Source organism: bacterium (genome assembly GCA_016708025.1).
Taxonomy (GTDB): domain Bacteria; phylum Zixibacteria; class MSB-5A5; order GN15; family FEB-12; genus FEB-12.
The window spans coordinates 80,936-106,065 of sequence record JADJGQ010000004.1; the positions used below are offsets into that span (position 1 = coordinate 80,936).

Here is a 25,130-nt window from a genome sequence, read left to right on the forward strand (position 1 = left end):
AGATGCCGCGCGTGTTGTTGGTCTGCTACTATTTTCCGCCGCTCGGGCTGGCGGGGGTGAGCCGTCCGCTGAATCTATTCAGGCACCTTCCGGCGTATGGATATGATTGTCATGTGCTGACGGTCAAGCCGGTGGCGTATCGGAAATATGCGCCGGAGCTGTTGGAGGGATTGGATCGGAAGAAGATCTTTCGAGCGGGGAGTCGCGATCCGCAGCGGTTGATGTATTTGCTGGGGATACGGGAGGTGAATCCGAAGACGATCGCGCGCGGTTCGAAAGTCGGTGAGTCGCTTTTTCCGGATTCAAAGGTTGGTTGGGTGAATGCGGCAGTGCGGTTGGGAAAAAAGTTGCATGCGATGCATGGATACGATGCGATCATCTCTACCTCGCCGCCGATATCATCGCATCTGGTGGGGATGAAGCTGGCGAAAGTGTGCGGAATCAAATGGGTGGCGGATTTCAGAGATCCCTGGACGGTGGCGCCGGTTGAGACTGCATACTCGAATGAGGGGATGATGGCGAAGGGGAAAGCGCTCAAGGCGGAAATAGTAAAGGGAGTCTCGGCGCTGGTGGGGGTGAATAAAACGATTGTCGACTATCTGGGGAGAGGGGAAGTGATCAGTAATGGGTTTGATCCGGAGGTCGCCAAGGGATGGGGAGTACCGACTGATCGCGAAAAATTCTCGATCGGGCTGCTCGGGGGATTTTCCGAAGAGATGCCGGTTGAGCCGCTGTTACGGGTGGTGCAGAGAGTAATTGAGAGCGGAAGTGTCGGGAAAGAGCAGATTGAGATTCTGCAGGTGGGGGATGTCGACAAAAACTGGCTGGGGGGACTAGCGACGAAGTATGGTTTGGTCGAGAACGTGAAGATGTACGGGGTGCGACCGCGCGAAGAGACGGTCAGAATACTGTCGTCCTGTGCCATGATGTATGTTGGGTTGTCGGAAAAGTTGTCGGGGGCGACAACCTCGCGGGTCTTTGATATGCTGGCATCGGGACGACCGATACTGGCGTATGCAGGCGCGGGGAGCGAGCTGGCATTGCAGGTGAAGCAATCGGAACATTGTCTGTTTGGGGAGAAAAGCGAAGATGAAGCCGTTAGGGTTGTTGAATCCCTGGTAAGGAAATATCGAGCGGGCGAACTGAGAATCGAGCCGATGCCGGAGTATGCGATGGTGCACGCGTGGCCGCGTAAAGCAGAGCAGTATGCGGAGCTCCTGAGGCGGCTTGGATGAGCAGGCCGAAGCTATCTGTGGTGCTGATAGTCTGGGAGGGGATGCGGTTTCTGCCGGATTGCCTGCGGACATTGAGTGAAGATCTGCGAGAGATCTCGCATGAGGTGATCGCGATCGATAATGGGTCAAGCGATGGTTCGGCGGAGTATATCGCAAAAGAGTATCAGTCGATAATACTGATTCGCAATGGGGAGAATCTCGGGTTCGCGAAGGCGGTCAATCAGGGGATAGAAAGATCGACCGCCGATTACATTCTTTTGCTCAATCAGGATATTCGGGTGAAGAGAGGGGCGATCGCTGCGCTACTGACCAAAATTGAGAGTGACAAGTCGCTCGGGGTAGTCGGGCCGAAGTTTGTCGGGTTTGATGGCGTGACGCAACAGTCGGCGCGGAGCTTCCCGGGGATCCGCCATGTCTGGTACAAGTTCTTGCTCCTCTCGGAGCTTTTCCCCCGTCACAAAGAGTTCGGATCATGGAAGATGAGTTGGTTTGATCATGAGAGCGAACTGGAAGTCGATCAGCCGATGGGGGCGGCGCTGATGATTAGGCGTGAAGTGATCGAGCGGGTGGGGAAATTCGACGAGCAGTTTCCGATATTTTTCAATGATGTGGATTTCTGTCGGCGGGTCAGTGACGCGGGGTATCGACTGTTATACTATCCGTCTGCAGTGATAGAGCATTATGTGGGAGGGTCGACGCGGCGGTATCCGCTCAAAATGAAGTGGGAGTCGCACAAATCGATGTATCGCTATCTGGCGAAATACAATCCGTGGTATCTTCGCCCGGCGCTCTGGCTGACCGGGCTGATTTTGTTGCTTGGTGTAATCCCGGCGCTTCTGTTATCTCGACGTAAAGCTACTTAAGCAGTAGCATCTTCTTCGTTTCAGAAAAAACTCCAGCGTTCAATCGATAGAGATATACTCCGGCTGAGAGATTCTCTGCATTCCAGATGACCGTATGGTCGCCAGCGGCCATCTCAGAGTTGACGGGGACGGCCACAACCTGTCCGAGAAGGTTGTAGATCGTGAGTGAGACTTCGGCCCGCGAAGGGAGCGAGAAGTTTATCTGGGTCGACGGATTAAACGGGTTGGGATAATTCTGCGCCAGAGCGAATGATCCGGGGAGCGGTTGGTTATCGTCGACATCGGTGACGATCGAGCCGCTCAGGTAGCCACGGCTGACAGTGAAGCCGGGTTTCACCACCGAGATGTTGTAGATGAATGACGGGTCGAGATCGGCAGTGAAGGTAACGCGACCGGAGAGGTCGGTGATCGTTGATTCAATCAGGCTGTCTGCCATGGAAAGGGTGACCTCGCAATTGGCGAGCGGCTGATTGTCCGCAGTGACGATCACTGTTTTCGGGTCATCCAGATCGGCGGCGAATGTCGCGGTGGCGGGGATCGACTGATAAACGCGAAGGGCAGGGTCGCCCAGATAATTCAGGCCATAGACCATGTCGCGATAGAAGTAGAGCGCGCTTTTCGCGCCATACATCGCCCGGACGGCGGGGCGATCGGGATGGGCGAAGAGGGAGTCGAAGAATGCCTGTTGCAGCATATAGCTGGTGCCGACCCAACCCCATCGCGAGTGGCCGACGAATCCAACCGCACCGTTTGGATCGGCCAGCAAGGTCTGGGCGAAGTTAGGGGGGCATTAAAATAGGGTTGGTCGCAATCAAACTGAGTGTTGTCGCAGGCGAGGGAATAGTAGAAAGCGGGTTTTCCCTGCGCGGTCATATCGGCGATGGCGCCATGCCCGCCGACCGGTTCGGTCAGCATGATGGTCTTGGGCCATTCGTTGTAGTTGGCGGATTTCAATACAAAGCCATCGGAGCGGCCATGCGCGATGATATTTACGATCCCATAACCGGACTCCGTCACCTGACCAAGCTCTGCGGGCGGGAGATTGGAAGGAGCGGGATCATCGCCGCGATCGGCCTCGACGCCGGAGATGGTGTCGAGTGAGAAGTTTGGCGGATAGGCGGAAGCGATCTGGTTATGCTGGCCATCGTTGAGGTCGCGCATCTGGTCGGATGAATAGAAAAAAGCGCGGGTGAGCCAGTCGCGGTTTTCGCCGGGATTGGATTCATAGCCGATCAGTTTATTGGTATACGCGAGGAAATCCTCGGCGCGATCAAAGGGGAGCCGTCCGACCAACAGTTCGGGAGTGATATCCGCAACATCATCGAGCCGTTCGCCCCAGGTATTGTCGTGATCGCGATCCCAATTGCCATTCAGGTCGGCGAAATAGAGATCGCAGATCTGCAGGTTGACCGGAGAGATGGCGGTGTCGCTATGGTTGGTGTAGTGGTACGCGAGACGGATCGGGACGACGGTTTCATCACCGGCCAGCAGGAGATAACTGCCGGGATCGGCGTAGTTGGCTTTGAGATATTCACGGATCTGTTCGGCCGGATCAACGCCGGCGGAGGTGGCGAGAATCGACTCAACAGTGACGATGCGCGCATGGTAGCCGGTCGCAATACGGTATTGCTTGAGCGGCTCAAGCGAAGGGGCCATCGCCTGCGAAGTGATGATCAGGTACTGCGGCGCAGAAGAGCCATCATCAGGCGACTGCTGCAACAGGTGATCGGTCGACGAATAGGGGAGAAGCGCGGCGGCATCGATCTCGCGGTCACCGACCGTGATCGTGATGGAACTGTTGAGAGAGAGTATGCTTTCGGCGCTGTTCGTATAGGGGAAAAGAAGAATGTCAGCGTAACGAGTGCCGTTGCGGACGATCTCTCCCTGCACTGATCCGGGTGAAGTGAGGGTCGGGTAGCCCTGACGAATGATCGCCGGATCATAGGTGTGATAGTCGGAAGTGGGGGAGTCTTCGACAAAGGTCAAATCTGCAATCATCAGTTGTTCGGCGGCGGTGAAGCGAATGTCGGCGATCGATTCGTCTGACTGTAGTTCGATCAAGTATCGCTGAGCGGCAAAAGAACCATTGGCGCCGAGCGAAATGGACGGCCAGTCGCTGTACGAAAAAACTCTATCGGCGGAATTGTATTGGATCGCAGATTGATCGATCAGCAGTGTCGCGCCCGAGGCTCCGGTCACTCCCGTAACCATCGCCAACAACAGACTCAAAAGCTCTCTCTTCACCGTGTACCCCTGTTTCAGGTTGAACCCGACGCTCTAGAGTGCATGCCGGATGCCGGACCATTGGGGAGTCGTTTGGTCGGTGAAGAGCTGGATAAACGGTTGATTTCAAAGAGGTTCAGTTTCGGGCACTAAGTGGGAATTCTCTGGAATAGCAAATCGGTATTGGGGATGGCCACGGAATGTAGGGGGGTGACTACAAGTTTGGCGGGGAGCCGAATTTGAGATTGTGGAAAAGTGGAGATTGTCTCTTGGCCGCTAAGTGGCAAGCGGTTTGCCGGTTTTGAGTTTTTAATCGGTGATTTCTCGATGTACGATAAAGGTTTAAGGTTGAACTTTTTTCTAATACGGGGGAAGAAATATCTTGACAGTGGTGGGAGAAAAGTGATAAATAAGGCTAACTCTGGGTATTAGTGGTTCAAAGTGGAGGATTTCTCTTGACCGGCTTTTGTGGACAGTTCCAAACGACCCTCGATGACAAGGGGCGTTTCGCGTTGCCTGCGAAGCTACGGTCGGTCCGGGGGATGTCCGAAGAGCCACTGCTGGATGGGAACATCACCCTGACCAAAGGTCTGGATGGCTGTTTGACTCTATATCCGGAGCCGGAGTGGGCAGAGATACAGAACCGCCTGGCATCGCTCAGTTTCACACAAAAGGATTTCCGCTTTTTCAGTCGCGAGTTTTATGCAGCGGCCACGGTTGTGGCTCCGGATAAAAACGGCCGCATCCTGGTACCATCGCATTTGGTGGCGGAGGCGGGGCTGAAGAAGGAGTTGCTGGTGATCGGTGTGAACCGTTGGGTAGAAATATGGAATCCTGAGCGCTACCAGTATTACAAGCAGCAGTACACCCGCAGTTACGAGGAAGTAGCGGAACGATTGTTCATGGGCGATGACCGCGAACGAACCTGATGGGTATCATCAGCCGGTCTTGGCTGATGTCGTGGTCTCACTATTGATCACAGATCGTGAGGGGGCTTATCTCGATCTGACGGCGGGGGGCGGAGGTCACCTGAAAAGGTTGGCCGGAGCGTTGGGCGCTCACGCACGACTGTACGGGATCGACCGGGATCCGGAAGCGATCCGCCGCGCGACCGACGAACTGTCACACTTCAAACAATCACATCAGATCATTCAGGCTTCGTTCGGCGATCTCGCCGAGGTGGCGAAGCAGTTTTCAGATAGCGCTTTTGCGGGGATCCTGCTGGATCTCGGAGTATCATCGCGACAGATCGATGATCCGGGACGGGGGTTCTCGTTTCGACAGGAAGGTCCGTTGGATATGCGCATGGACCCGTCATCGGAAACGACGGCGGCGGAGTTGATACAGCAGAGCAGTGAGCGGCAGTTGACCGAGATGCTGCGCTCATACGGAGAAGAGAAACAGGCCGCGCGAGTGGCCAGGGCGATCGTCAAGGAAAGACAGCGAGAGATGATACGGACCACCACTCAGCTAGCATCGGTTGTCTCCTCGGTCATTCATCCCCCCCATCAGGTCAAATCGATCGCGCGGGTTTTCCAGGCGCTTCGGATCGCAGTGAATGGTGAACTGGAGCAGTTGGAGGCGGTGCTTCCGGCGGCGTACAGTTTGCTGGCGCCGGGCGGTCGGATGGCGGTGATCTCCTATCATTCTCTGGAGGACCGGCTGGTGAAGCGGTTTTTGCAGCAAAAGGCGAATCCGCCCTGTGTTTGTCCGCCGCGGTTACCGATTTGTCAGTGCGATCGGACGCCGACCATGAAATTGATCACGCGGAAACCGATAGAGCCGGACGAGGCGGAGATCGCGTCGAACTCGCGCGCCCGTTCCGCCAAACTTCGAGTGGGGGAGAGGCTGTAGCATGGCGGATTCGGTCCGGAAATTCAAAGAGACAGTTGAGTTCCAGCAGGGGTTCGTGACGCGGATCCGACAGCACCGTCATTTCGGCATAGCGGTCATCAGTGCGACGCTGATCCTGGTGGCCTGCATACATATCTGGCAGCGGGTGCATGTGATCCACCTGGTCCAGGAAGTGGATGCGCTGAAAGGACAGAATGCGCTGATGGTGGATGAGACCAAAAAGGCGCAGATGGATATTGCCGGGCTGACCCGTGCCACGCGCATTTCGGTTTGTGCGGCGGAATCGCTGGGGCTGGAGCCGATCGCGGCGGACCGTCTGTATACGATCCAGTTGCAGAGCGAAAAAGTGATCCATAAGGACAGCACCGACGAATTTGCGGCGGTGATGTCATCGATAAAGCGGGTGGCAGATTTTATGCCGGTGATGAGCGAAGCGAGCGCCGGTTCCAGTGAACTTCGACCGATCAAATTCGATTCGATCGAGAGCCGGAAGGATATCCGATGACGCGGACGCGGCAGGAAAATATCCGTCTTCGCGTGATTTTCGCCCTGGTGATCTTTTTCTTTTTGCTGGCGGCGGGGCGGCTGGCGCACCTGCAGTTGTATCTGGGCGAAAAGTACGCATCGATAGTCGAAAAGCAGTCGACGGGGACGATCACGATCCCGGCCGAGCGGGGAATGGTGTACGACCGTTACGGCGCTCTCGTAGCAAAGAACGTGATCGTATCATCTTTATATGCCTATCCGAATGATGTCAGTGAAGTTGATTCGGTAGCGACATACCTCGAGAAATTCCTGGGATTGAGCCGGGGCGAGGCGGTCCAGAAGTTCAAGCTGGAGCCGCGCAAATTCCGCTGGATAAAGCGCCGTCTCGCGGATGATGAAGCGAAGATGGTGGCAGCAGACAATCCGCCCGGACTGCACCTTCGTGAAGACAGTCACCGTGCATATCCACTCGGATTAGTGGGGAAGCAGATCCTCGGGTTTACGGATATCGACAACAAGGGGCAGTCAGGTTTCGAGCTGGCGTATGACTCGATGTTGACCGGCAAAGAAGGGTATGCGGATATCCGTCGCGACGGACTGCGCAATACGTACCGGGTCGAAGAAGCGGCGTTGTTGAAGCCGACTCCGGGGAGATCGGTCGTGTTGACGGTAGATTGGCGGTTGCAGGATATCGTCGAGAGCGAGTTAGCCCACGCGGTCGATTCGTTTAATGCGAAGCAGGGGATGGCGGTGTTCATCGATACGCGCAACGGGGATATCCTGGCGATGGCTCACTATGATCCGCTGGAGAAGGATCCGGAGAAGCCGACCAAACTCCGCGCGATCAGCGATCAATATGAACCGGGCTCGGTATTCAAGATCTTCACGGCGGCAGGAGTACTGGATCGCCGCGATGTGAGTTATTCATCATTGGTAGATTGCGAGAACGGCGCCTGGAAAGTCGGGAAACGAGTGCTGCATGATGACAAGCGGCACGGGCTGATGAATTTCCGCGAGATCATCGAGGTGTCATCGAATATCGGGATCGCCAAGTGGGCGATCACGGTCGACCCGGAAGAGATGTTTGACATCTATAAGAAATTTGGATTCGGGAAGAGACTTCGGTGCGGATTGCCGGGAGAAGCATCGGGTCAGTTGTTCACGCCTCCCAAATGGAATGATTTCACGGTGTCGCAGTTGGCGATGGGGCATGCCGTGGCGGTGACGCCGTTGCAGTTGGCCTCGGCGATCGGAGTGGTGGCGAATGACGGTGAGTTACTGCGGCCGCGCCTGATCCTCGGGTATGTTGATGACCAGGGGTATGTGGTGGAAGAGCAGAAGCGTGAAGTGCTGCATCGGGTAGTCGACAAGGGACTTGATTCATTACGAGCGTTCATGCGCGGAGTGGTGGAGAAGGGGACCGCCAAAGCGGTCAATTCCAAGGTAGTTGAGATCGCCGGGAAGACCGGGACGGCGCAATTGCCGGACCTGGAGACGGGGCGGTACTTCCAGAATAAATATGCGGCGACGTTTGGTGGTTTTTTCCCTTATGACAATCCGACGGTAGCGGGTGCGGTAATATTGATCGATCCGCAGCCGATGCATTACGGCGGGTTGACTTCGGGGCCGACGTTTCGCCGGATTGTCGAACGATATGCCGTGCTAAATCCTGACCTGATAACGCTGCCGGAAAGGACTCTGGCGGCGAGGTCGGGACGTGTTCGTGTGACAGTGGATCTTCCGAATTTTGTCGGTCGGGATCTGGAGGCTGCGACGCAGCTTGCGGAAGTACGAGGGATCACGTTGCGCAGCACCGCCGATGAGGGGACGGTAGTTTGGCAATACCCTCCACCCGACCGTAAAGTGGATGAGGGCGACGAGGTCGTCGCCCTTGTCACCAATCCGGCGGACAGTGTGATGCGGATGCCGGATCTGGTTGGATTGCCGGTGAAGAAAGTTACGGCGCTGCTGAGTCATGTCGGCGCGAAATTCCATATCCGGGGGACCGGGCGAGTGGTGGCAACGTCAATAGCGGCGGGGGAGCCATTCGATCCCAAAGTGCCGGTCAACGTGGAATGTCAATCGATCTGAAGGGTGCATGAAACTAAACGAATTGGTAGCTGAGGTTGAAGGCGCGATCATCACCGGGAACGGTGAGGTAGATATCGAAAATCTCGAGTACGATTCGCGACAGATCCGTCCGGGGTCGCTATTCATGGCGGTCAAGGGATTCAAGGAAGACGGGTACACTTATGTGACGCAGGCACTGCAGAACGGCGCGGTGGCGGTGATGGGAGAGCGAGAAGGGGCCGAAGGGGCCGCGGTCCATGTGCAGGTGCCGGATATCCGGAAGGCGATGGCGGATGTATCCGCGCGCTTTTACGGCTACCCCGGGATGCGGATCAAAGTGTGCGGCGTGACCGGCACCAATGGAAAGACGACGACCTGCAACCTGATCAAGAAGATCATGGAAGCGCGAGGAAAGAAAGTCGGCCTGGTGACCTCGTTGTTGTACGATACCGGCGATGAGCAGTTTGTGGCATATCGGACGACGCCGGAGTCGCTGGATATGCAGCGGTTGCTGTTTTTGATGCGGAAGAATAACTGTGTGAATGCGGTAATAGAGACCTCGTCGCACGCGCTGGCGCTTCACCGGGTGGACAATATCAATTATCGGGTGGCAGTGTATACGAATTTGACGCGGGACCATCTCGATTTTCATGGAACGATGGAAGATTACTACCAGGCGAAAGCGATGCTGGTGCAGAAGCTTCAGGGGCCGATGAGTTACGCGGTGATCAATCTGGATGTGCCGGAGTTTCACCAGTTGTTCGGTGAATTGAGCGGACCATTCATCGCCTACTCGCTGGGAAATAAAGAAGCGGATGTGTATGCCGGTGATTATGAGATCAAGCCGGACAAGACCATATTCGACCTGGTGACGCCGATGGGGACGCGGACGGTGTCGTTCAGACTGCCGGGGCAGTTCAATTTGATGAATGCACTGGCGGCGGCGGCAGGCGGGTTGGCGGCGGGGATCGACCTGGATACGGTGGTGAAGGGGTTGGAAGACGCGGAGCCGATACCGGGGCGCTTCAACTATGTCGAGATGGGTCAGCCGTTTGCGGTGTATGTCGACTACGCTCACACACCGGATGCGATCGAACGGTTATGTGAAGCCTCGCGCGGCGTGATGAAGCGCGGGCGAATACTGTTGATGTTTGGGTGCGGCGGAGATCGCGACACGGGGAAACGTCCGCTGATGGGAACCGCGGCGACGACCTTTGCGGATCATGTGGTGGTGACTTCGGATAATCCGCGCACGGAAGATCCGCTGGAGATAATCGAGATGATCAAGCCCGGACTGAAAGGGCACAATTACGAAATACATGCGGACCGTCGCGGGGCGATCGCGGCGATCCTGGCCAAGGCACGTCCGGGTGATGTGGTACTGCTTGCCGGTAAAGGGGCAGAACGGTACCAGGAAATCAACGGAGTAAAGCACGAGTTCGATGATGCCACCGAGGCAAAGCGGGCACTCGAACAACTCGGATATACCGGCGCAGTCGCCACAGAGGGACGTTGATCAGTTTGCGATTCGACCAATTAGCGCAGATGACCGGTGGCAGGTTACAGACCGCCGGAAGTGGAGAACGGACATTTGCCGGAGTCTCCATTGACAGCCGCACGCTCAAGGCGGGCGAGTTGTTCATTGCGTTGCGCGGAGAGCGAGTCGACGGGCACAATTTTATCGCACAGGCGATCGAGCGCGGCGCGGCGGGATTGATGACGGAGTTGTCATTCCAGGGTCCGGCGCTGACGAGTGATGTCGCGATCGTGGCGGTGCCGAACAGCCATGAAGCGATGATGTCGCTGGCGCGGCAGTATCGGGATATGACCTCGGCGAAGGTGGTCGGTATCACCGGTTCGAACGGGAAAACGACAACGAAAGAGATCACCTATACCCTGTTGAGCGCCGTAGACAAGGATGTCTACCGCTCTTCAGGGAATTTGAATAATCTGTTCGGGATGCCGCTCGCGATCATGGCGATGCCGAAGGAGACGCGGGTGGCGGTGCTGGAGATGGGGATCTCGCAGCCTGGTGAAATGACCAAGCTGACGCAGATCGTCCGTCCGGACCTTGCGGTGATCACCAATATCGGCGCGACCCATCTGGAATTTCTTGGATCACTCGAAGGGGTGGCCCGGGCCAAGCTGGAGATGGTGGCCAGTTCATCGCCGGAGATACCGGTGATCATCAATGCGGATGATCCGGTGCTGACGAGAGAGATCAGCATGTACCGGGATAACTACATCACGTTTGGGATCACGCACGCGGCGACATTCGAGCCGGAGAAGATCCAGCGCCAGTCCGATGGAACGGCGATTGTGACGATCGAAGGACACCGCTTCCGGTTGCCGCTGTTCGGAGAACACCAAGTTTACAATTTGCTGACTGGGTACGCGGTGGCACGGACGCTGGGATATGGTTTTGACGCGGTTGACACCGAAGCGATCCAGTTTGTGACGGCGCCGATGCGCGGTCAGACGGTGACGCAGCGGGGAGTGACGTTTATTGTCGACTGCTACAATGCGAATCCGGAATCGGTGCGGCTTGGGCTGAAATCATTTGCGACGATGGAGACAAGCGGACGCCGGATCATCATTCTCGGAGATATGCTGGAGCTGGGCGCACAGGCGCAGGAATATCATCGACAGATCGGGGCATTGCTGGCGCAGCAGCCATTTGATCTGGCGGTCGGCGTGGGACCATTGGCGAAGTCGATCATCGGGTCCGCCGCCGAGGGTGGCGCGCCAAAAGAGAGATTACAGCATTTCGGCGATGCATCGACTGCCGCAAAAGAGCTGGTTGGCATGTTCAAGTCCGGCGATTTGGTGTATATCAAGGGGTCGCGCGGAATCGGGTTGGAGCGGGTTTTCAATGAGTTTACCGGTGAAGGAGCAGGGCACTAATGTTCTACTACTTCCTGGTGCCGCTCACCGAATATTTCAGCGGATTCAATCTGTTCCGCTATATCACGTTCCGGACGGCCGGGGCAACCATCACGGCATTGCTGATCTGTTTGATATTCGGGCCTTTGTTCATCAAGTGGCTCCAGAAAAAGCAGATCGGCGAAGAGATCCGCGTAGATGGACCGCAGAGTCATAAGAAAAAAGCTGGCACGCCGACGATGGGCGGGATCATCATCCTGACCGGTATCATATTGCCGACGCTTCTCTGGGCGAACCTCTCTAATTTCTACGTCTTGATGTGCTTGTTAGTGACGATCTGGTTGGGGGGGCTGGGGTATCTGGATGATTATTTCAAGGCGATCAAAAAGCAGAAATCGGGATTGGTCGCGCGGAAGAAATTTGCCGGGCAGATCGCATTGGGAGTGATCTTTGCATTGGCTCTGGTGTATCTCGCTCCTGAGGGACGATACGACGGTACAACCTCGATCCCATTTTTCAAGAATTTCGTTTTCAATCTGGGGATACTGTATATCCCGTGGATCGTTTTTGTGCTGGCGGGGACCTCGAATGCGGTGAACCTGGCGGATGGGCTGGATGGGTTGGCGATCGGTCTGATCGGGATCTGCTTCATGGCGTTCACGGCGATCGTGTATGTAACGGGTCGACTTGATTATTCGAATTATCTGCAGATCGATTATCTGCCGGGGACGGGAGAGCTGACGGTCTTTTGCGGCGCGGTGCTTGGGTCGGCGCTCGGATTCTTGTGGTTTAATTCGCATCCGGCGCAGGTCTTCATGGGGGATACCGGCTCGCTGGCATTGGGCGGCGCGCTGGGGGCGATCGGAATACTGCTGAAGAAAGAATTATTGCTGGTGATCGTAGGAGGCGTGTTCGTGGTGACCGCGCTCTCAGTGATCATCCAGGTATTGTCCTATCGGTATCGCGGCGGGAAGCGGGTTTTCAAAATGGCGCCGCTCCATCATCATTTCGAATTATCCGGGTGGCATGAAAATAAAGTGGTGATCCGGTTCTGGATCATGGGGGCGTTGTGCGCGTTGTTGACGCTCGCGACGTTGAAAATACGATGACGTTAGAAGAGAAGATCAGAGGAAGACGAGTCGGTATTCTCGGGATGGCGCGTTCCGGCGTGGCCTCGGCGATCCTTGCGAAGCGCAAGGGAGGGAAGCCGTTTGTCTCAGATAATGCTCGGGCGGAGTTGTTGAGCGAGCCGATCGCGCGCCTGCAGAAGGCGGGGATCGAGTTCGAGGTGGGCGGGCATACCGACCGGCTGCTCGGCTGCGACTATATAGTCGTTTCGCCGGGTGTGCCGTTGACGATGGAGATGCTCAAGCGAGCACGCGCGGCCAACATACCGATCTTTTCAGAGCTTGAATTTGCCGCGTGGTTCTGCGCGGGACAAATCGTGGCGATCACCGGCACGAACGGCAAGACGACGACGACGTCACTGACGGGCGAGATATTCAAGGCGGCGGGTGTGCCGACGTATGTGTGCGGCAATATCGGCGTGGCATTTACGGATATTGCCGATCAGGTGCCATCGAATGGTGTCGCGGTGGTGGAAGTTTCCAGTTTCCAGTTGGAGACGGTGGCGGATTTTCGACCGAAAGCGTGCGTGATCCTGAATATCACGCCGGATCATCTGGATCGGCATGGTTCGATGGATGGATATAAGCGGGTGAAGTACCGCATCACGGAGAATCAGGGGCCGGAAGATTATTTCATTGTCAATCGGGATGATGAGATCCTGATGACCGATCCGGCGCAGACGCAGGCGACAAGACTGCAGTTCTCGATCAAAGATGATATCGCGGCGAATACGTTCGTGCGAGATGGCGCGCTCTGGATACGATTCAAAGGGCGCGAGACTAAAGTGATCGCGACGGATGAGATAACGATACAGGGGCCGCACAATCTGCAGAATGCGGCGGCGGCGGTGTCGCTGGCGATGACGCTCGATATTCCAGTGAGCGCGATGGCGCAGGCATTAAAGTCATTCCCCGGAGTGGAACATCGGCTGGAGAAAGCCGGAGTGGTGGCGGGAATCACGTTCATCAATGATTCCAAAGCGACAAATGTTGATTCGGTGGTGGTGGCGATCCGTTCGATGCGGACCCCGACCTATCTCATTATGGGTGGGCGGCACAAAGGGGCGCCGTATACGCCGATCATCGAGGTCGGCAAGCCTATGATCCAGGGCGTGATCGCGATCGGCGAATCGCGCGAGAAGATATTCAACGATCTGGGGAAAGCATTCCCGGTCAGTTTTGCGGCAACGCTCGAAGAAGCGGTACACAAAGGATTTGAGATGGCGCATCCGGGGGAGACCGTGCTGTTGTCACCGGGGTGCTCCAGTTTTGATATGTTCGAGAATTTTGAACATCGCGGGCGCGTCTTCAAGGAGACGGTCGCATCGCTCAGAAATGGAAAGAAGAAGAGTGAGTCAGTCGGTCGCTAAACCTCGTTTTGACGAGACGTTGCTGTTTCTCTATCTGGGGATAGTGGCGTTTGGCCTGATCATGGTCTATTCGACGTCATCGATCATGGCAGATGGCCGGTTCGGCTCGCATTTCCATTTCCTCAAGCAGCAGGCGGTCTGGATGGTGGTGTCGCTGTTGATGATGTTCGCGATATTCCGGATCGATCTGCAGAGATGGGCGGCGCTTTCAGTGCCAGCATTGTTTGTCACGTTTATCCTGTTGGCGTTGGTTTTTTTCATGCCGGCACGCAACGGAGCGCACCGCTGGCTGATGCTTGGGCCGATGACGTTGCAACCATCGGAGCTCTTCAAGTTTGTCACGATCTACTATCTGGCGTTTTCGTTGTCGAATCCAAAGCGAGATCTGAATTCGATTCGGCAGTTGATGTTGCCCTACGGTCCGCTTCTGGGGGCAGGATTAGGATTGATCCTGCTTGAACCAAATTTGGGAATGACGATTTTGGTGTTCTTCACGGCGCTGGGGATATTTTTCCTGGCGGGACTTCGAATCAAGCATATCCTGGCGGCGGCGCTTCCGCTGGTGGCGACGGCATCGTTTGTAGTGTTTGTGATCGGATACAAGAAAGCGCGAATTCTTGACCATATCGCGGCGGTGGTTGATCCGTTGCAAGGGAGTTATCAGGTCAAGCAGTCGGCATTGACACTTGGCGCGGGGGGGCTGCTTGGTACCGGACTTGGCGAGGGGAGACAGAAGCTGTTTTTCCTGCCGTATCCGCACACCGATTTCATTTTCAGCGCCACGGGTGAAGAGATCGGATTCATCGGATTGGTGGTGTTGTTGATCGGGCTGTTTTTCATCCTCTGGCGTGGATTCAAGATCGCGGCGGCACAGCCGGATCGATTTGGCTATCTGATGGCAGCCGGGACAACCTGGTCGCTCTTCATCAATATGGCGGTTAATATCGGCGTGGTGACGGCGCTCATTCCGGTGACGGGGCTTCCGCTGCCGTTCATTTCATACGGTGGGTCATCGCTGCTGTTTTCCAGTTTGGGAATAGCTGTGCTTTTGAATCTGTCGCGACGGGTGGTGAGAGCATGACCACTGCGCGGCTGATCTTTGCCGGCGGCGGCACGGGGGGGCACTTGTATCCGGCGATCGCGATCGCGGATCGGATGAAAGAGATGCTGTCATCGAAAATGCCGGTGGAGATCATCTTTGTCGGGACGAAGCGCGGGATCGAGTACCGGGTGCGTGAGACGCTGGGCTATCCGTTACATCTGATAAATATCCGGGGGATAGCGCGTTCATTTACGTTCTCGAATCTGGCGGTGCCGTTTTTGATAGTCAGCGCGATGTTCAAGGCGAATGCGCTGGTGAAAAAGTTTGCGCCGCATGTGGTGGTGGGGACCGGCGGATATGTTTCATGGCCGGTGCTGAGAGCGGCGAGCGGTCAGAAGATCACGACAGTGTTGCAGGAGCAGAATTCATTTCCGGGCGTGACGACGCGTCAGTTGGCGCCGAAAGCAACACGGATATATCTCGGATTCGGTAAAGCATCGGAGATGCTCAAGACGAGTGGAGAGATGATCGTGACCGGGAATCCGGTGCGCGCGAATATCTCCAAGGGGGATCGCGCGGAAGCGATGAAGGCGTTCGGGCTTGATCCGAACAAGAAAACGATTTTGGTGATCGGTGGAAGTCAGGGGGCGCGGAGTGTGAATCAGGCGGTGCTGCAGGGATTGCAGAAGTCGGTTCTGCCTGATGGGTATCAGTTGCTGTGGCAGACGGGCAAGAGGGATTACACGGAGGTATCCGCGGCTGCGGGTGCAAAGGCGAAAAGTCACGCCCTCTTCCCGTTTGAATCACGCATGGAGTTGGTGTACGCGGCGGCGGATGTGGCGATCGCGCGCGCCGGGGCGATCACGCTGGCAGAGATAGAAGCGTGCGCGATACCATCGGTCTTGATCCCGTATCCGCATGCGGCGGGAGATCACCAGCGGAAGAACGCAGAGGAGTTTGCGCGTCAGGGGTATGCCACGGTGATCGATGAGAATGAACTGGCGGGGCACGATCCGTTGAGTGAAGCGGTCGCGCTGATCAGTTCCGGCAAAGCGGCGCAGATGCGCACGGCGATGCGGCAGGCGAATGAGAAGAGAAGTCCGGCAGTCGACATAATTGCGAATGATATTGTGAACCTCGTAACCATGGCGATGCAGCCGGGAGCGGTGAGTGACCATAGAGCAATTGACAACAAAGGCCGTTAACCGGTTTCAGAGTGATAAAGTAATGTTTGGTCGATTCAAGAAACTGCATTTCGTCGGAATAGGCGGCGCGGGGATGTCCGGCATCGCGGAGATATTGGTCAACCTGGGGTACCAGGTGAGCGGCTCGGACAGTAATCCGAGCGAGATGACCGAATATCTGGCGAAGCTCGGGATAACGATCCAGAACTCGCATGTCGCCGAGAATGTCGAGGGGATCGATGTGGTGGTTATCTCATCGGCGATCAACCCGAATAATCCGGAAGTGCAGGAAGCGCGGCGTCGCGGGATCCCGGTGATCAAACGAGCCGAAATGCTCGGCGAATTGATGCGGCTGAAGTTTTCTATCGGCGTCGCGGGGACGCACGGCAAAACAACGACGACTTCGATGATCGGCCGGATATTGCAGCATGCCAACCTGATGCCGACGCTGATCGTCGGCGGTGTGGTAGCAGAACTGGGGACCGGCGCGGCGCTTGGTACCGGTGATTACCTGGTGGCTGAGGCGGATGAATATGACAAGTCGTTTCTCGCAATGTTCCCGAGTATGGCGGTGGTGCTGAATGTCGAACCGGATCATCTCGAGTGCTACAACGGGATGGAGGATCTGCTTGGGTCATTCCTGACGTATATCAACCGCGTTCCGTTTTACGGCTCGGCGATCATTTCGGCGGATGATCCGAATATTCAGTCGTTCCGCGGCAAGATCAGCCGTCCGTACGCGACGTTTGGATTTAGCAATGACGCAGATTATCGCGCGGTGAATATCACGCTGGAGCCGAGTCGGACAATGTTCTCGGTTTATCACAAGCAGGATCTGCTGGGGGATATCATCCTTCGGGTGCCAGGGAGACATAATGTCGCGAATGCGCTGGCCTCGATAGCGGCCTGTCGCGAGCTGGATGTGCCGTTTGCGCCGATAGCCGATGCACTGCGGGATTTCCGCGGAGTGGGTCGTCGATTCGAGCAGATAGCCGAGGTGAATCGGATACTGGTGATCGATGATTACGCGCATCATCCGACAGAGATCAAGGCGACATTGAGCGCGGCGAAAGATGTCTATCCGGACCGTCGGATCATAGCCATTTTCCAGCCGCATCTGTTCAGCCGTACGCAGCAGTTTGCATCGGAGTTCGCGCAGGCATTGGCGCTGGCGGACCAGGTGATCCTGACGGATATCTATCCGGCGCGCGAACAACCGGTCCCGGGGGTTACCTCAGAGTTGATCCGAAAAGAAGCAGAGAAGATCGGCGCGAAACAGTTCCAGTGTGTTGGAGTCAAAGAGAACGCGCTGGACGCGGTGGTGAAGATGGCGCAACAGGGAGATGTGATCATTACGATCGGCGCCGGTTCGATCACGCATATCAAACATCTGATCGTGGAGAAGATCAAGGCTCTCTAAGAGAGTCGTGAGCAGGGAAGCTCGTCATGTTCAGTAAAGAGATCCGTGTTTTGTTGGGAATGATAATCGTCTGCGGTGCATCGGCAGTCGCGCTGGTGCAGTACACGGATATTTGTCGACTCAACGCGGTGACGATCAACGGCGAGAAGGTACGTCGGGTCGAGGATCTCGGGCTGTTGGCGACCAAGCCGATCGTCTTCCAGCCGGTGGATAGCCTGGCGGATGCATTGATGACGCGTCGCGGGATCACCAAGGTAGATATCGACTACAAGCTTCCCAATTCGATACGCATCACCACCAATGAGCTTGAACCGGTCTGCTATCTATTGGACAGCAAGACGGGGATCATCTATGGCGTTGAGGAATCCGGTCGCGTGGTGCCGTGTGAATTGCAGGGGATCGACTGGAACGCTCCGCTTTTCACCGGTGTGGCGGTAAAGCGATTACATGAGTATCCGCCCGATGGGCGCGTGATGCAGATCCTGAATCAGATGCGTCGGCTGAAAGAGACCGAGCCGCGGCTGTATCGCGAGATAGAAGAGATCGATCTGAGCCGCACTGAATATGCGACACTGGTTCTGGCGAACAAGCCGTACCGGTTGAAACTTCAGTCGGAAGAGTTTGCCGAAAAGTATATCGGCTTCGATCAGTTCATGATGACGTTTCGTCCTGAGACGGACAGCGTCACCTCGTTCGACCTGACGTACACCGATATGATCATTCGGCAGGGGTATACCGAGCCGAAGGAAAAGCCGGTGATCGATACCTCTGAAGTGAATGACAAAGCGGCGATCATCGATGATGCGGATATGCTGCAGGCCTCGATCAGCAATGAGATAGTCAATAAACGGCAGGCGGCGGTAACACCGGCGAAAAAGCCGGCCGCAAAGTCGACTGCATCGGCGGTCTCCAAGAAAAAGTCGACCGGCAAAAAGAGTCCGGCTGTCACGAATAAGAAGAAGAGTTCTACAGGAGCGAAGGGGAAAACGACCAGCTCCAAGAGTGGCACGACGAAAAAGAGCACATCGGGCAAAACCACAACGAAAGGCGCCAAGCGTGGCTGATGAACAGATCATAGCGGCGCTGGATATCGGGACGACCAAAGTGGTCGCTCTGGTTGGCGAGATGGATGAGCGTGGCGGCATCTATGTGATCGGCCATGGAATCTCACCGGCAGAGGGACTTCGCCGTGGTGTCGTGGTGGACATGGACAAGACCGTGCGCTCGATCCAGAAAGCGGTTGAAGATGCGCAGATGGTATCCGGAACGGTGATCGATCGGGTGACGGTCGGGATCGCCGGAGAACATGTGCGGTCGATCAACAGCCATGGTGTGGTGGCGGTGAGCCGCTCGGATAAAGAAGTAACGCCGGCGGATGTGCAAAAGGCAATTGAAGCGGCGCGAACGGTGGCGATACCGGCTGATCGCGAGATCATCCATGTCATTCCGCAGGAATTTTCCGTGGATGACCAGAATGGCGTGAAAGATCCGACGGGGATGTCAGGAGTGCGGCTCGAAGTGGAAGCGCATATCGTGACTGCCTCGGTGACGACGGCGCGGAATATCTATCGCGCACTGGAGCGTTGCCGCCTGGGAATCGACCATATCGTGCTGGAGTCGCTCGGATTGGCGAATATCCATCTGACACCGCGTGAAATGAACACCGGGGCAGTGATAATAGATATCGGCGGGGATATCACGAATATGGCGCTCTTTTATGATGGGGCGATCCGGAGTACGGCGGCGATACCGCTGGGGTCACGGAATGTGACGAACGATATCGCGATCGGATTGCGGACGACGCTCGATCAGGCGGAAGAGCTGAAGATCGGCTATGGCGCGGCGCTGGCCTCGATGGTCGATCCGGAAGAGATGGTGAATGTGACGGGAGTGGGGGGGAGAGCGAGCCGGGATATCTCGCGCAATGTGCTGGCCTCGATCGTTGAGCCGCGGATGGAAGAGATCCTTTCGCTGATCGCGCGCGAACTGAAGAAGATCGGGCGGAGTGACAATATCGCGGCGGGGATGGTGTTGACCGGGGGCGGGTCGATGTTGCCGGGGACGGTTGAATTGGCGGAGCAGTTGTTTGATGTGCCGGTCCGACTTGGGCAGGTCAAAGGGCTGACGCATGTACCCGACGAACTGAATTCAGTCCGTTTTGCGACGGCGCACGGACTCTTGTTGTACGGATTTGCGAACGAAGCGAATGCAGCAACCTCGAGCGGCGCCGTCAAAGGGTGGTGGAAGCGGATCGAGGGCTGGATCACGAAACAGTTTTAGGAAACAGGAACAGGTTAAGCGCTAGAGAGGAACCAATCATGCTGGAGAGCAAACATCAGTTCAACCTGGCGGCCGATTATGTCGGCTACGCCAACATCAAGGTCGTCGGTGTGGGAGGCGGCGGCGGGAATGCGATCAATCGGATGATCCAGAACAATCTGCGCGGCGTGGAATTCATCGCCATCAATACCGATGCGCAGGTGCTGGATCAGAGCATGTCCGAGAAGAAAATTCAGATCGGTCGCGAGATCACGAACGGTCTTGGCGCCGGAGCGAATCCGGATGTCGGCCGGAAAGCGGTGGAAGAGTCGCGCGCCGAGGTGATGCGCGAGATCGGCACGCCGAACCTGGTCTTCATCACCGCCGGTATGGGTGGTGGCACCGGAACCGGCGCCGCTCCGGCTGTGGCTGAATTGGCCAAGCTGTCGGGTGCATTGACGGTAGCTATCGTCACGACGCCGTTCCGGTTCGAAGGAAAGCAGCGGATGAACCGCGCTGAGTCCGGATTGGCGGAGTTGAAAAGCAAAGTTGATACGCTGATCACGATCCCGAATGAGCGGCTGCTGTCGATCGTCGACAAAAAGACGACGTTGTCGGATGCCTTTGCGACCGCCGATGAAGTGTTGCACCAGGCGACCAAAGGGATATCGGACCTGATCACGATCCCCGGATTGATCAACTGCGATTTTGCCGATGTCCGCACAGTGATGCGTGAGATGGGTGATGCGTTGATGGGGACCGGTTCGGGCAAGGGAGAGGATAAAGCAAGTGAAGCGGCCCGCGAGGCGATCTCATCGCCGTTGTTGGGTGATGTATCGATCAGAGGCGCGCGCGGCGTGCTCATCAATGTGACCGGCGGCGAAGATATGACGCTGTTTGATGTCAATACGGCGACCTCGCTCATCTACGAAGAAGCGGGCGACAGTGCGAATATCATCTTCGGGGCGGTGATCGATCCGACGATGAATGATGAAATGCAGGTGACGGTGATCGCGACCGGACTTGGCGAAGAGATGCCGAAAGCGAAGCCGGTTCTGGTCGAAGAGAAAAAGCCGGAGCCGGTTCGTCCGGTGGCCCAGGCTGTACCGGCCGAAGAGATGTCGTTGTTTACGCAGCCGACGGTGAATCAGCCGATAGAGCAGGTTGCTCCGCCGGCGCCAGTTGTGCCGCCCGCGCCGAAAGCGCCGATGGCTCCGCCTGCACAGCCGGTGTTCGACGCGCCGAATTATTACGCGCCGTTTGCGGATGAAGGTGTGACCGGGCCGGTTGAGGAAGTGGAAGAAGAGATGGCGACGGTGTCACCATCGGTGCCGGAATACACGCCGGAATCAGGCAACGGGAATGGTCATGGAAACGGAAATGGAAATGGCCATGCCAATGGAAATGGACATTCGAACAAGTATCGTGTGCCGAACTTCAGTGAAGATGACCGGACTATCCCGGCGTATTTACGCAGACTGAGAGGTCAGCGCTAACGCCGAGATAGCACGACATAAAAATGTTGATCCACCCTGATCAACTCGTAGCGTAACTGCTACTGTATTTTGGTTCCTCCACAAGCCGTCGGTTCAACTACCCTACCGACGGCTTTATTATTTGTGGGCGAACGGGTCGCCCTATTGGCGGCAGTCTACACTATTGTGCGGGTTTTACAACGGGAGATTTTACCCACCCGGCTAAGTTGTTGGGGATAAGCAAGATATTTTTATGGTGGGCTGGGCAAGCGGGTTGCGGTAGAAGGGGGAGTATCCGGGCTAACAGCCGGATACACAGCTCTTACTGAGCTGGGTGACAACTCCTCCCTCCTTGTGCTATAGGATAGTAGATGTGTCGAATACCGCCGGGTCGCTCCCCCCGGCGGTTTGTTTTTGCCCATCAGCGCCATCTATCAGAAAGCCATGACTGCGTGTCTTTACGGTGGGCGGGCGAGGGAATTGACAAATTGGACTCAATAGGTATATTATACCTTACGGTTCGCGGCCGAATTCTCAGACGAACACAACCAATAAACATAGGCGAAACGTCATGAAGTCATTACGTCCGGGCATAGGTGCGACCCTGATTGCCTTCATCATTCTTCTGGCCTGTTCATCCGACAAGAATCCAGTTTCGCCAAAACCGCCGGATAATCCGGTGGTGCTCGACACCGGTGGGATTTCCCAGATCCCTGGGAACTCGTCGGATACAGCCGCAAAAGTCCTGCCGGACATCCCTTGTCATCCCGCACCGCAGGATCAGATGGATGATGATGGATTTATGCGGACGCGGTTGAGCGCGAGCTGCATCCAGAGGCGACCCTGGGGGAACTAAACGCGGCGCTGCACTCGAACAGGCGGTGGTGACATTTGCCAATCCCAGGGAAGTTGATCTGGCGTTGCGAATTCCGGAAGTGGTCTGATGAGACGCGAAGCGAACTCAGTAGCGGCACGACTGATGGCGACAGGAGCGTTTTTGGCGGTATTCCCGGAACGCGGCAGGGCTGATGGTGGAGGATATCCTCGCACCCGGCACGGACTATACGACGTGGGAGTATTTGACACGCATCAAGATGCCGGCGGCATGGAACGCCAGAGGTTTGGCGGAGCGGCTGGGCGAACAAGTGACGGTGCTGGTGGCAGACAAGTATGCCTCACCGAACAGGCATAGCGATATACCCGCGCAGAGGTTCCTGTCGACATCGGGAACGTATGAGAACACACCGTTGTCGAGCGGGAGTATTCCGGGGAATCATGGTTTCCATGTGTGCGGAATTCTGGCTGCCTCGCTGGATGGTGACCAGGGGACCGGTGCCCATCCAGGGAATGCGGTCCTGCTTGATCTTCAGTCCTTGTCGGTGGGAGGGCAGTTGTTTCGTGAAGTCATAGACAACCTGCGGGACCAGCTTCCGACCACAGGGCGATTCCTGGTCAACACCTCACTGGGATATAATTCGACGATTAGCGAATTTTCAAAACTACAGCGCGCGTATGATGCGATCTACTGGCGAGCATATTGCGGCGCCGCACCAGGATCGATTTCTTCATTGTACGTCGGCGGGGAACAGGGGGCAACAATCCGACGATACGCGGTTCTCCCATTGGAACTCACCGTTCACGATGGCATCTCACTTCGCGACCCCACAGGAGATGGCACCCATAGGCGATCACACGGTGGCAGAAGTGGCCAATCTGGTACTGTACGCGCAGCAGGTTTACGCCAGTACTCCGTCGGCGCAGAGTCCTCTGACCAATGTCGTCGTTGTGGGGAACAGTGATTATGCTGGTGCCAAAGCGCCGGAATCATGTGAACCGTCAGATGTGCGGGTTCTCGGAGACGATATCTACAATGTCTGCGCAGTGGCGGAGATAGCCGGCGGCGATGCCGGGTGTCAGGTGGAGACTGGTGAGTTGCGTGCGAAATACAGCGGTACGTCGATGGCGACACCCCAGGTCACGGGATTGGCCGCCTACCTCTGGAATCTCAGACCGGAACTAACGGTGAGTGAGGTCATATCGACCATCATTAACAACTTCCATGAAACTGATCCGATGATCCCGGGTCGGGTCGATGCTTATCAGTGCGTGACGTCGCTGGATCACAGTCTGGCGGATAGTCCAATTCGCCGTGAGCTTTTTGATGTTGCCGGGACAACTCCGGTTCCTGGAAGCAATCGATCGTTCGATGAGAACGATTTGCAATTGTATTTCGACCAGTTCAGGGCGATCCAGGAGGCTCGTGAGAATCAGACCGGCAGGACTTACGATAACTCCCGCTATGACTTGAACGGCAATGGTATTACCACGATCGATTCGCTGTGGATCGATTACGAAACCCAGAGATTCGATCTGGATGTCAATTCGCCGCCCTATTATGCGCTTGAAGTGGCCCAGACAATTGAAAGGCAGAACATCAAGTACAATGAGACCGAACTTTCTGATCTGGATATTCTCTGCTACTATGCCTATTCGCCGCTCTACAGCGGCGACGAACAGAAGCGGACGGAACTCTGTCTGCCGTGCCTTGGGGAGTTCGAACTTCAACTCAACATAGCGAATGAAATACACACTGGACAGCCGGAACTGCTGACAGTCAAGTTAGTGCGCAAGCCATCGGCGGATGTAACACTCAACGCTCCTGGAGTTACCATCACTGTCGACGTACTGGATGGCGTTGCGTCGATACCCGAAGGAACGACCGACAACAATGGTGAATTCACCACTGAAATAAGCGCCGACGGAACACAGCAAGAAGTCGAAATTCACGTGGAGGCGTTCTTGAATGATGTGTTGGTTGATTCGCTGACTATTGCGCCGAGTGTGGTAGCGGAGGCGACAGTGACGATAACCGATTGGAATTTATCTTACAAGTACTCTCATTTCGTTCAAGAGTGGGATGGTACTGTAGTCATTTGCGACCGAATAGACAACGAGGATGTTGTTCAGCTTCCACTCATTGGTCACAGTGAAAACGCGTTTGCCTCCCAAGCCGGGCCATGCACAACGGATGAAGGTGCGACCTGCAACCTGATGCTCGACGCAAATTATCAGACCGACGGGACTGCAACTGATAATGGGTCCTCAGCAGTCTTGTCTCATTCTTTTTACTCAAATCATTCTGGATCCGCCAAACCAAGTACTTGGCGATCAACAGGGTGAAGTCAGTACAAAAGAAACCGTGGTGATCCTCTTTGAAATCAAGGGGAATTGGATGCAGGTAGATTTGCAAGCCACTATGAATGTCGTTGCTTATGCCCCCAAATTCACTTTCCCCCGACAGTCCTTCGTCTATAACGTTCTCGAATACTCCATTGAGGACGCTACACAGCCGCCTGGAAACGGCGCTCTCTTCTTAACGGCCAATAGTGGATCCGGGAGTAATCAATATGCACCGTTCCTACCGCCAGGGAAATACCGCCTTGCGTTTACACTGGAGAATTACCTGTATTTGTATAACCAAAAGAACTTTTTGCCTCATCTTTCAAATGCAGAATGTGAGATTGGTGTCGATATAACTGTGACAATTACCTCTCCTTCAGGAGGTTGATCGGAGACGATCTTGCGGATGAGGTGCGATGAATAGCGAGGTCACGTTGTAATGAAGTAGCTTGCTTCGCC

The 25,130-nt window shown here is 55.8% G+C and carries 21 protein-coding genes; 20 read left to right on the forward strand and 1 reads right to left on the reverse strand.

Features of this window, described 5'->3' with window-relative positions; translation table 11 throughout:
- Positions 1–2: 2 nt before the first annotated feature.
- Positions 3–1,235, forward strand: a complete 1,233-nt coding sequence (locus tag IPH75_13750) for a hypothetical protein (GenBank protein ID MBK7143133.1) — start codon at positions 3–5, stop codon at positions 1,233–1,235.
- The gene (locus tag IPH75_13755; protein MBK7143134.1) at positions 1,232–2,098 is read left to right on the forward strand and encodes a glycosyltransferase family 2 protein; all 867 of its coding nucleotides are present in this window, start codon (positions 1,232–1,234) and stop codon (positions 2,096–2,098) included. Before IPH75_13750 ends, IPH75_13755 begins: the two co-directional genes overlap by 4 nt.
- Here IPH75_13755 and IPH75_13760 read toward each other — a convergent pair.
- Complete coding sequence (locus IPH75_13760; protein ID MBK7143135.1) at positions 2,091–2,864, reverse strand: T9SS type A sorting domain-containing protein; 774 nt, start codon at positions 2,862–2,864, stop codon at positions 2,091–2,093. The genes IPH75_13755 and IPH75_13760 overlap by 8 nt on opposite strands.
- Before the next feature lie 1,912 nt (positions 2,865–4,776).
- On the opposite strand from IPH75_13760, the gene mraZ reads away from it, so the two are divergent.
- The 18 genes from mraZ (at position 4,777) to IPH75_13850 (ending at position 25,059) form a co-directional block, all read left to right on the forward strand.
- Positions 4,777–5,250, forward strand: a complete 474-nt coding sequence (mraZ, locus tag IPH75_13765) for a division/cell wall cluster transcriptional repressor MraZ (protein MBK7143136.1) — start codon at positions 4,777–4,779, stop codon at positions 5,248–5,250.
- Positions 5,231–6,175 carry a 16S rRNA (cytosine(1402)-N(4))-methyltransferase RsmH gene (gene rsmH / locus IPH75_13770; protein ID MBK7143137.1) on the forward strand — a complete coding sequence of 315 codons (945 nt, stop codon included), beginning with the start codon at positions 5,231–5,233 and terminating at the stop codon, positions 6,173–6,175. The genes mraZ and rsmH overlap by 20 nt, the downstream gene beginning before the upstream one ends.
- Position 6,176: 1 nt before the next feature.
- Positions 6,177–6,680 (forward strand): hypothetical protein, encoded by a 504-nt coding sequence (locus tag IPH75_13775; protein ID MBK7143138.1) that lies wholly within the window; start codon positions 6,177–6,179, stop codon positions 6,678–6,680.
- Entirely contained in the window at positions 6,677–8,752 is a 2,076-nt protein-coding gene (locus tag IPH75_13780; protein MBK7143139.1) for a PASTA domain-containing protein, read from the forward strand. Before IPH75_13775 ends, IPH75_13780 begins: the two co-directional genes overlap by 4 nt.
- A 7-nt stretch (positions 8,753–8,759) precedes the next feature.
- Positions 8,760–10,247 (forward strand): UDP-N-acetylmuramoyl-L-alanyl-D-glutamate--2,6-diaminopimelate ligase, encoded by a 1,488-nt coding sequence (locus IPH75_13785; GenBank protein ID MBK7143140.1) that lies wholly within the window; start codon positions 8,760–8,762, stop codon positions 10,245–10,247.
- Positions 10,244–11,635 carry a UDP-N-acetylmuramoyl-tripeptide--D-alanyl-D-alanine ligase gene (locus IPH75_13790; GenBank protein ID MBK7143141.1) on the forward strand — a complete coding sequence of 464 codons (1,392 nt, stop codon included), beginning with the start codon at positions 10,244–10,246 and terminating at the stop codon, positions 11,633–11,635. Before IPH75_13785 ends, IPH75_13790 begins: the two co-directional genes overlap by 4 nt.
- Positions 11,635–12,723 carry a phospho-N-acetylmuramoyl-pentapeptide-transferase gene (locus IPH75_13795; protein MBK7143142.1) on the forward strand — a complete coding sequence of 363 codons (1,089 nt, stop codon included), beginning with the start codon at positions 11,635–11,637 and terminating at the stop codon, positions 12,721–12,723. Before IPH75_13790 ends, IPH75_13795 begins: the two co-directional genes overlap by 1 nt.
- Complete coding sequence (murD, locus tag IPH75_13800) at positions 12,720–14,111, forward strand: UDP-N-acetylmuramoyl-L-alanine--D-glutamate ligase (protein MBK7143143.1); 1,392 nt, start codon at positions 12,720–12,722, stop codon at positions 14,109–14,111. The genes IPH75_13795 and murD overlap by 4 nt, the downstream gene beginning before the upstream one ends.
- Positions 14,092–15,192, forward strand: a complete 1,101-nt coding sequence (ftsW, locus tag IPH75_13805; protein MBK7143144.1) for a putative lipid II flippase FtsW — start codon at positions 14,092–14,094, stop codon at positions 15,190–15,192. Before murD ends, ftsW begins: the two co-directional genes overlap by 20 nt.
- Positions 15,189–16,358 (forward strand): undecaprenyldiphospho-muramoylpentapeptide beta-N-acetylglucosaminyltransferase, encoded by a 1,170-nt coding sequence (gene murG / locus IPH75_13810; GenBank protein ID MBK7143145.1) that lies wholly within the window; start codon positions 15,189–15,191, stop codon positions 16,356–16,358. The genes ftsW and murG overlap by 4 nt, the downstream gene beginning before the upstream one ends.
- Before the next feature lie 22 nt (positions 16,359–16,380).
- A complete protein-coding gene (locus IPH75_13815; protein MBK7143146.1) occupies positions 16,381–17,757 on the forward strand; it encodes a UDP-N-acetylmuramate--L-alanine ligase in 1,377 nt (458 codons plus the stop codon).
- Between the two features lie 26 nt (positions 17,758–17,783).
- Positions 17,784–18,821, forward strand: coding sequence for a hypothetical protein (locus tag IPH75_13820; GenBank protein MBK7143147.1), 1,038 nt, complete (start codon positions 17,784–17,786; stop codon positions 18,819–18,821).
- Positions 18,814–20,037: a cell division protein FtsA gene (ftsA, locus tag IPH75_13825; GenBank protein ID MBK7143148.1), complete on the forward strand. Its 1,224-nt coding sequence runs from the start codon at positions 18,814–18,816 to the stop codon at positions 20,035–20,037. Before IPH75_13820 ends, ftsA begins: the two co-directional genes overlap by 8 nt.
- A 38-nt stretch (positions 20,038–20,075) precedes the next feature.
- Positions 20,076–21,512: a cell division protein FtsZ gene (gene ftsZ, locus IPH75_13830; protein ID MBK7143149.1), complete on the forward strand. Its 1,437-nt coding sequence runs from the start codon at positions 20,076–20,078 to the stop codon at positions 21,510–21,512.
- A gap of 550 nt (positions 21,513–22,062) precedes the next feature.
- Complete coding sequence (locus IPH75_13835) at positions 22,063–22,347, forward strand: hypothetical protein (GenBank protein MBK7143150.1); 285 nt, start codon at positions 22,063–22,065, stop codon at positions 22,345–22,347.
- An 87-nt stretch (positions 22,348–22,434) separates the two neighbouring features.
- A complete protein-coding gene (locus IPH75_13840; protein ID MBK7143151.1) occupies positions 22,435–22,683 on the forward strand; it encodes a hypothetical protein in 249 nt (82 codons plus the stop codon).
- A 320-nt stretch (positions 22,684–23,003) separates the two neighbouring features.
- Positions 23,004–24,671, forward strand: coding sequence for a S8 family serine peptidase (locus tag IPH75_13845; protein MBK7143152.1), 1,668 nt, complete (start codon positions 23,004–23,006; stop codon positions 24,669–24,671).
- 19 nt (positions 24,672–24,690) lie between these two features.
- Positions 24,691–25,059: a hypothetical protein gene (locus IPH75_13850; GenBank protein ID MBK7143153.1), complete on the forward strand. Its 369-nt coding sequence runs from the start codon at positions 24,691–24,693 to the stop codon at positions 25,057–25,059.
- Positions 25,060–25,130 lie beyond the last annotated feature (71 nt).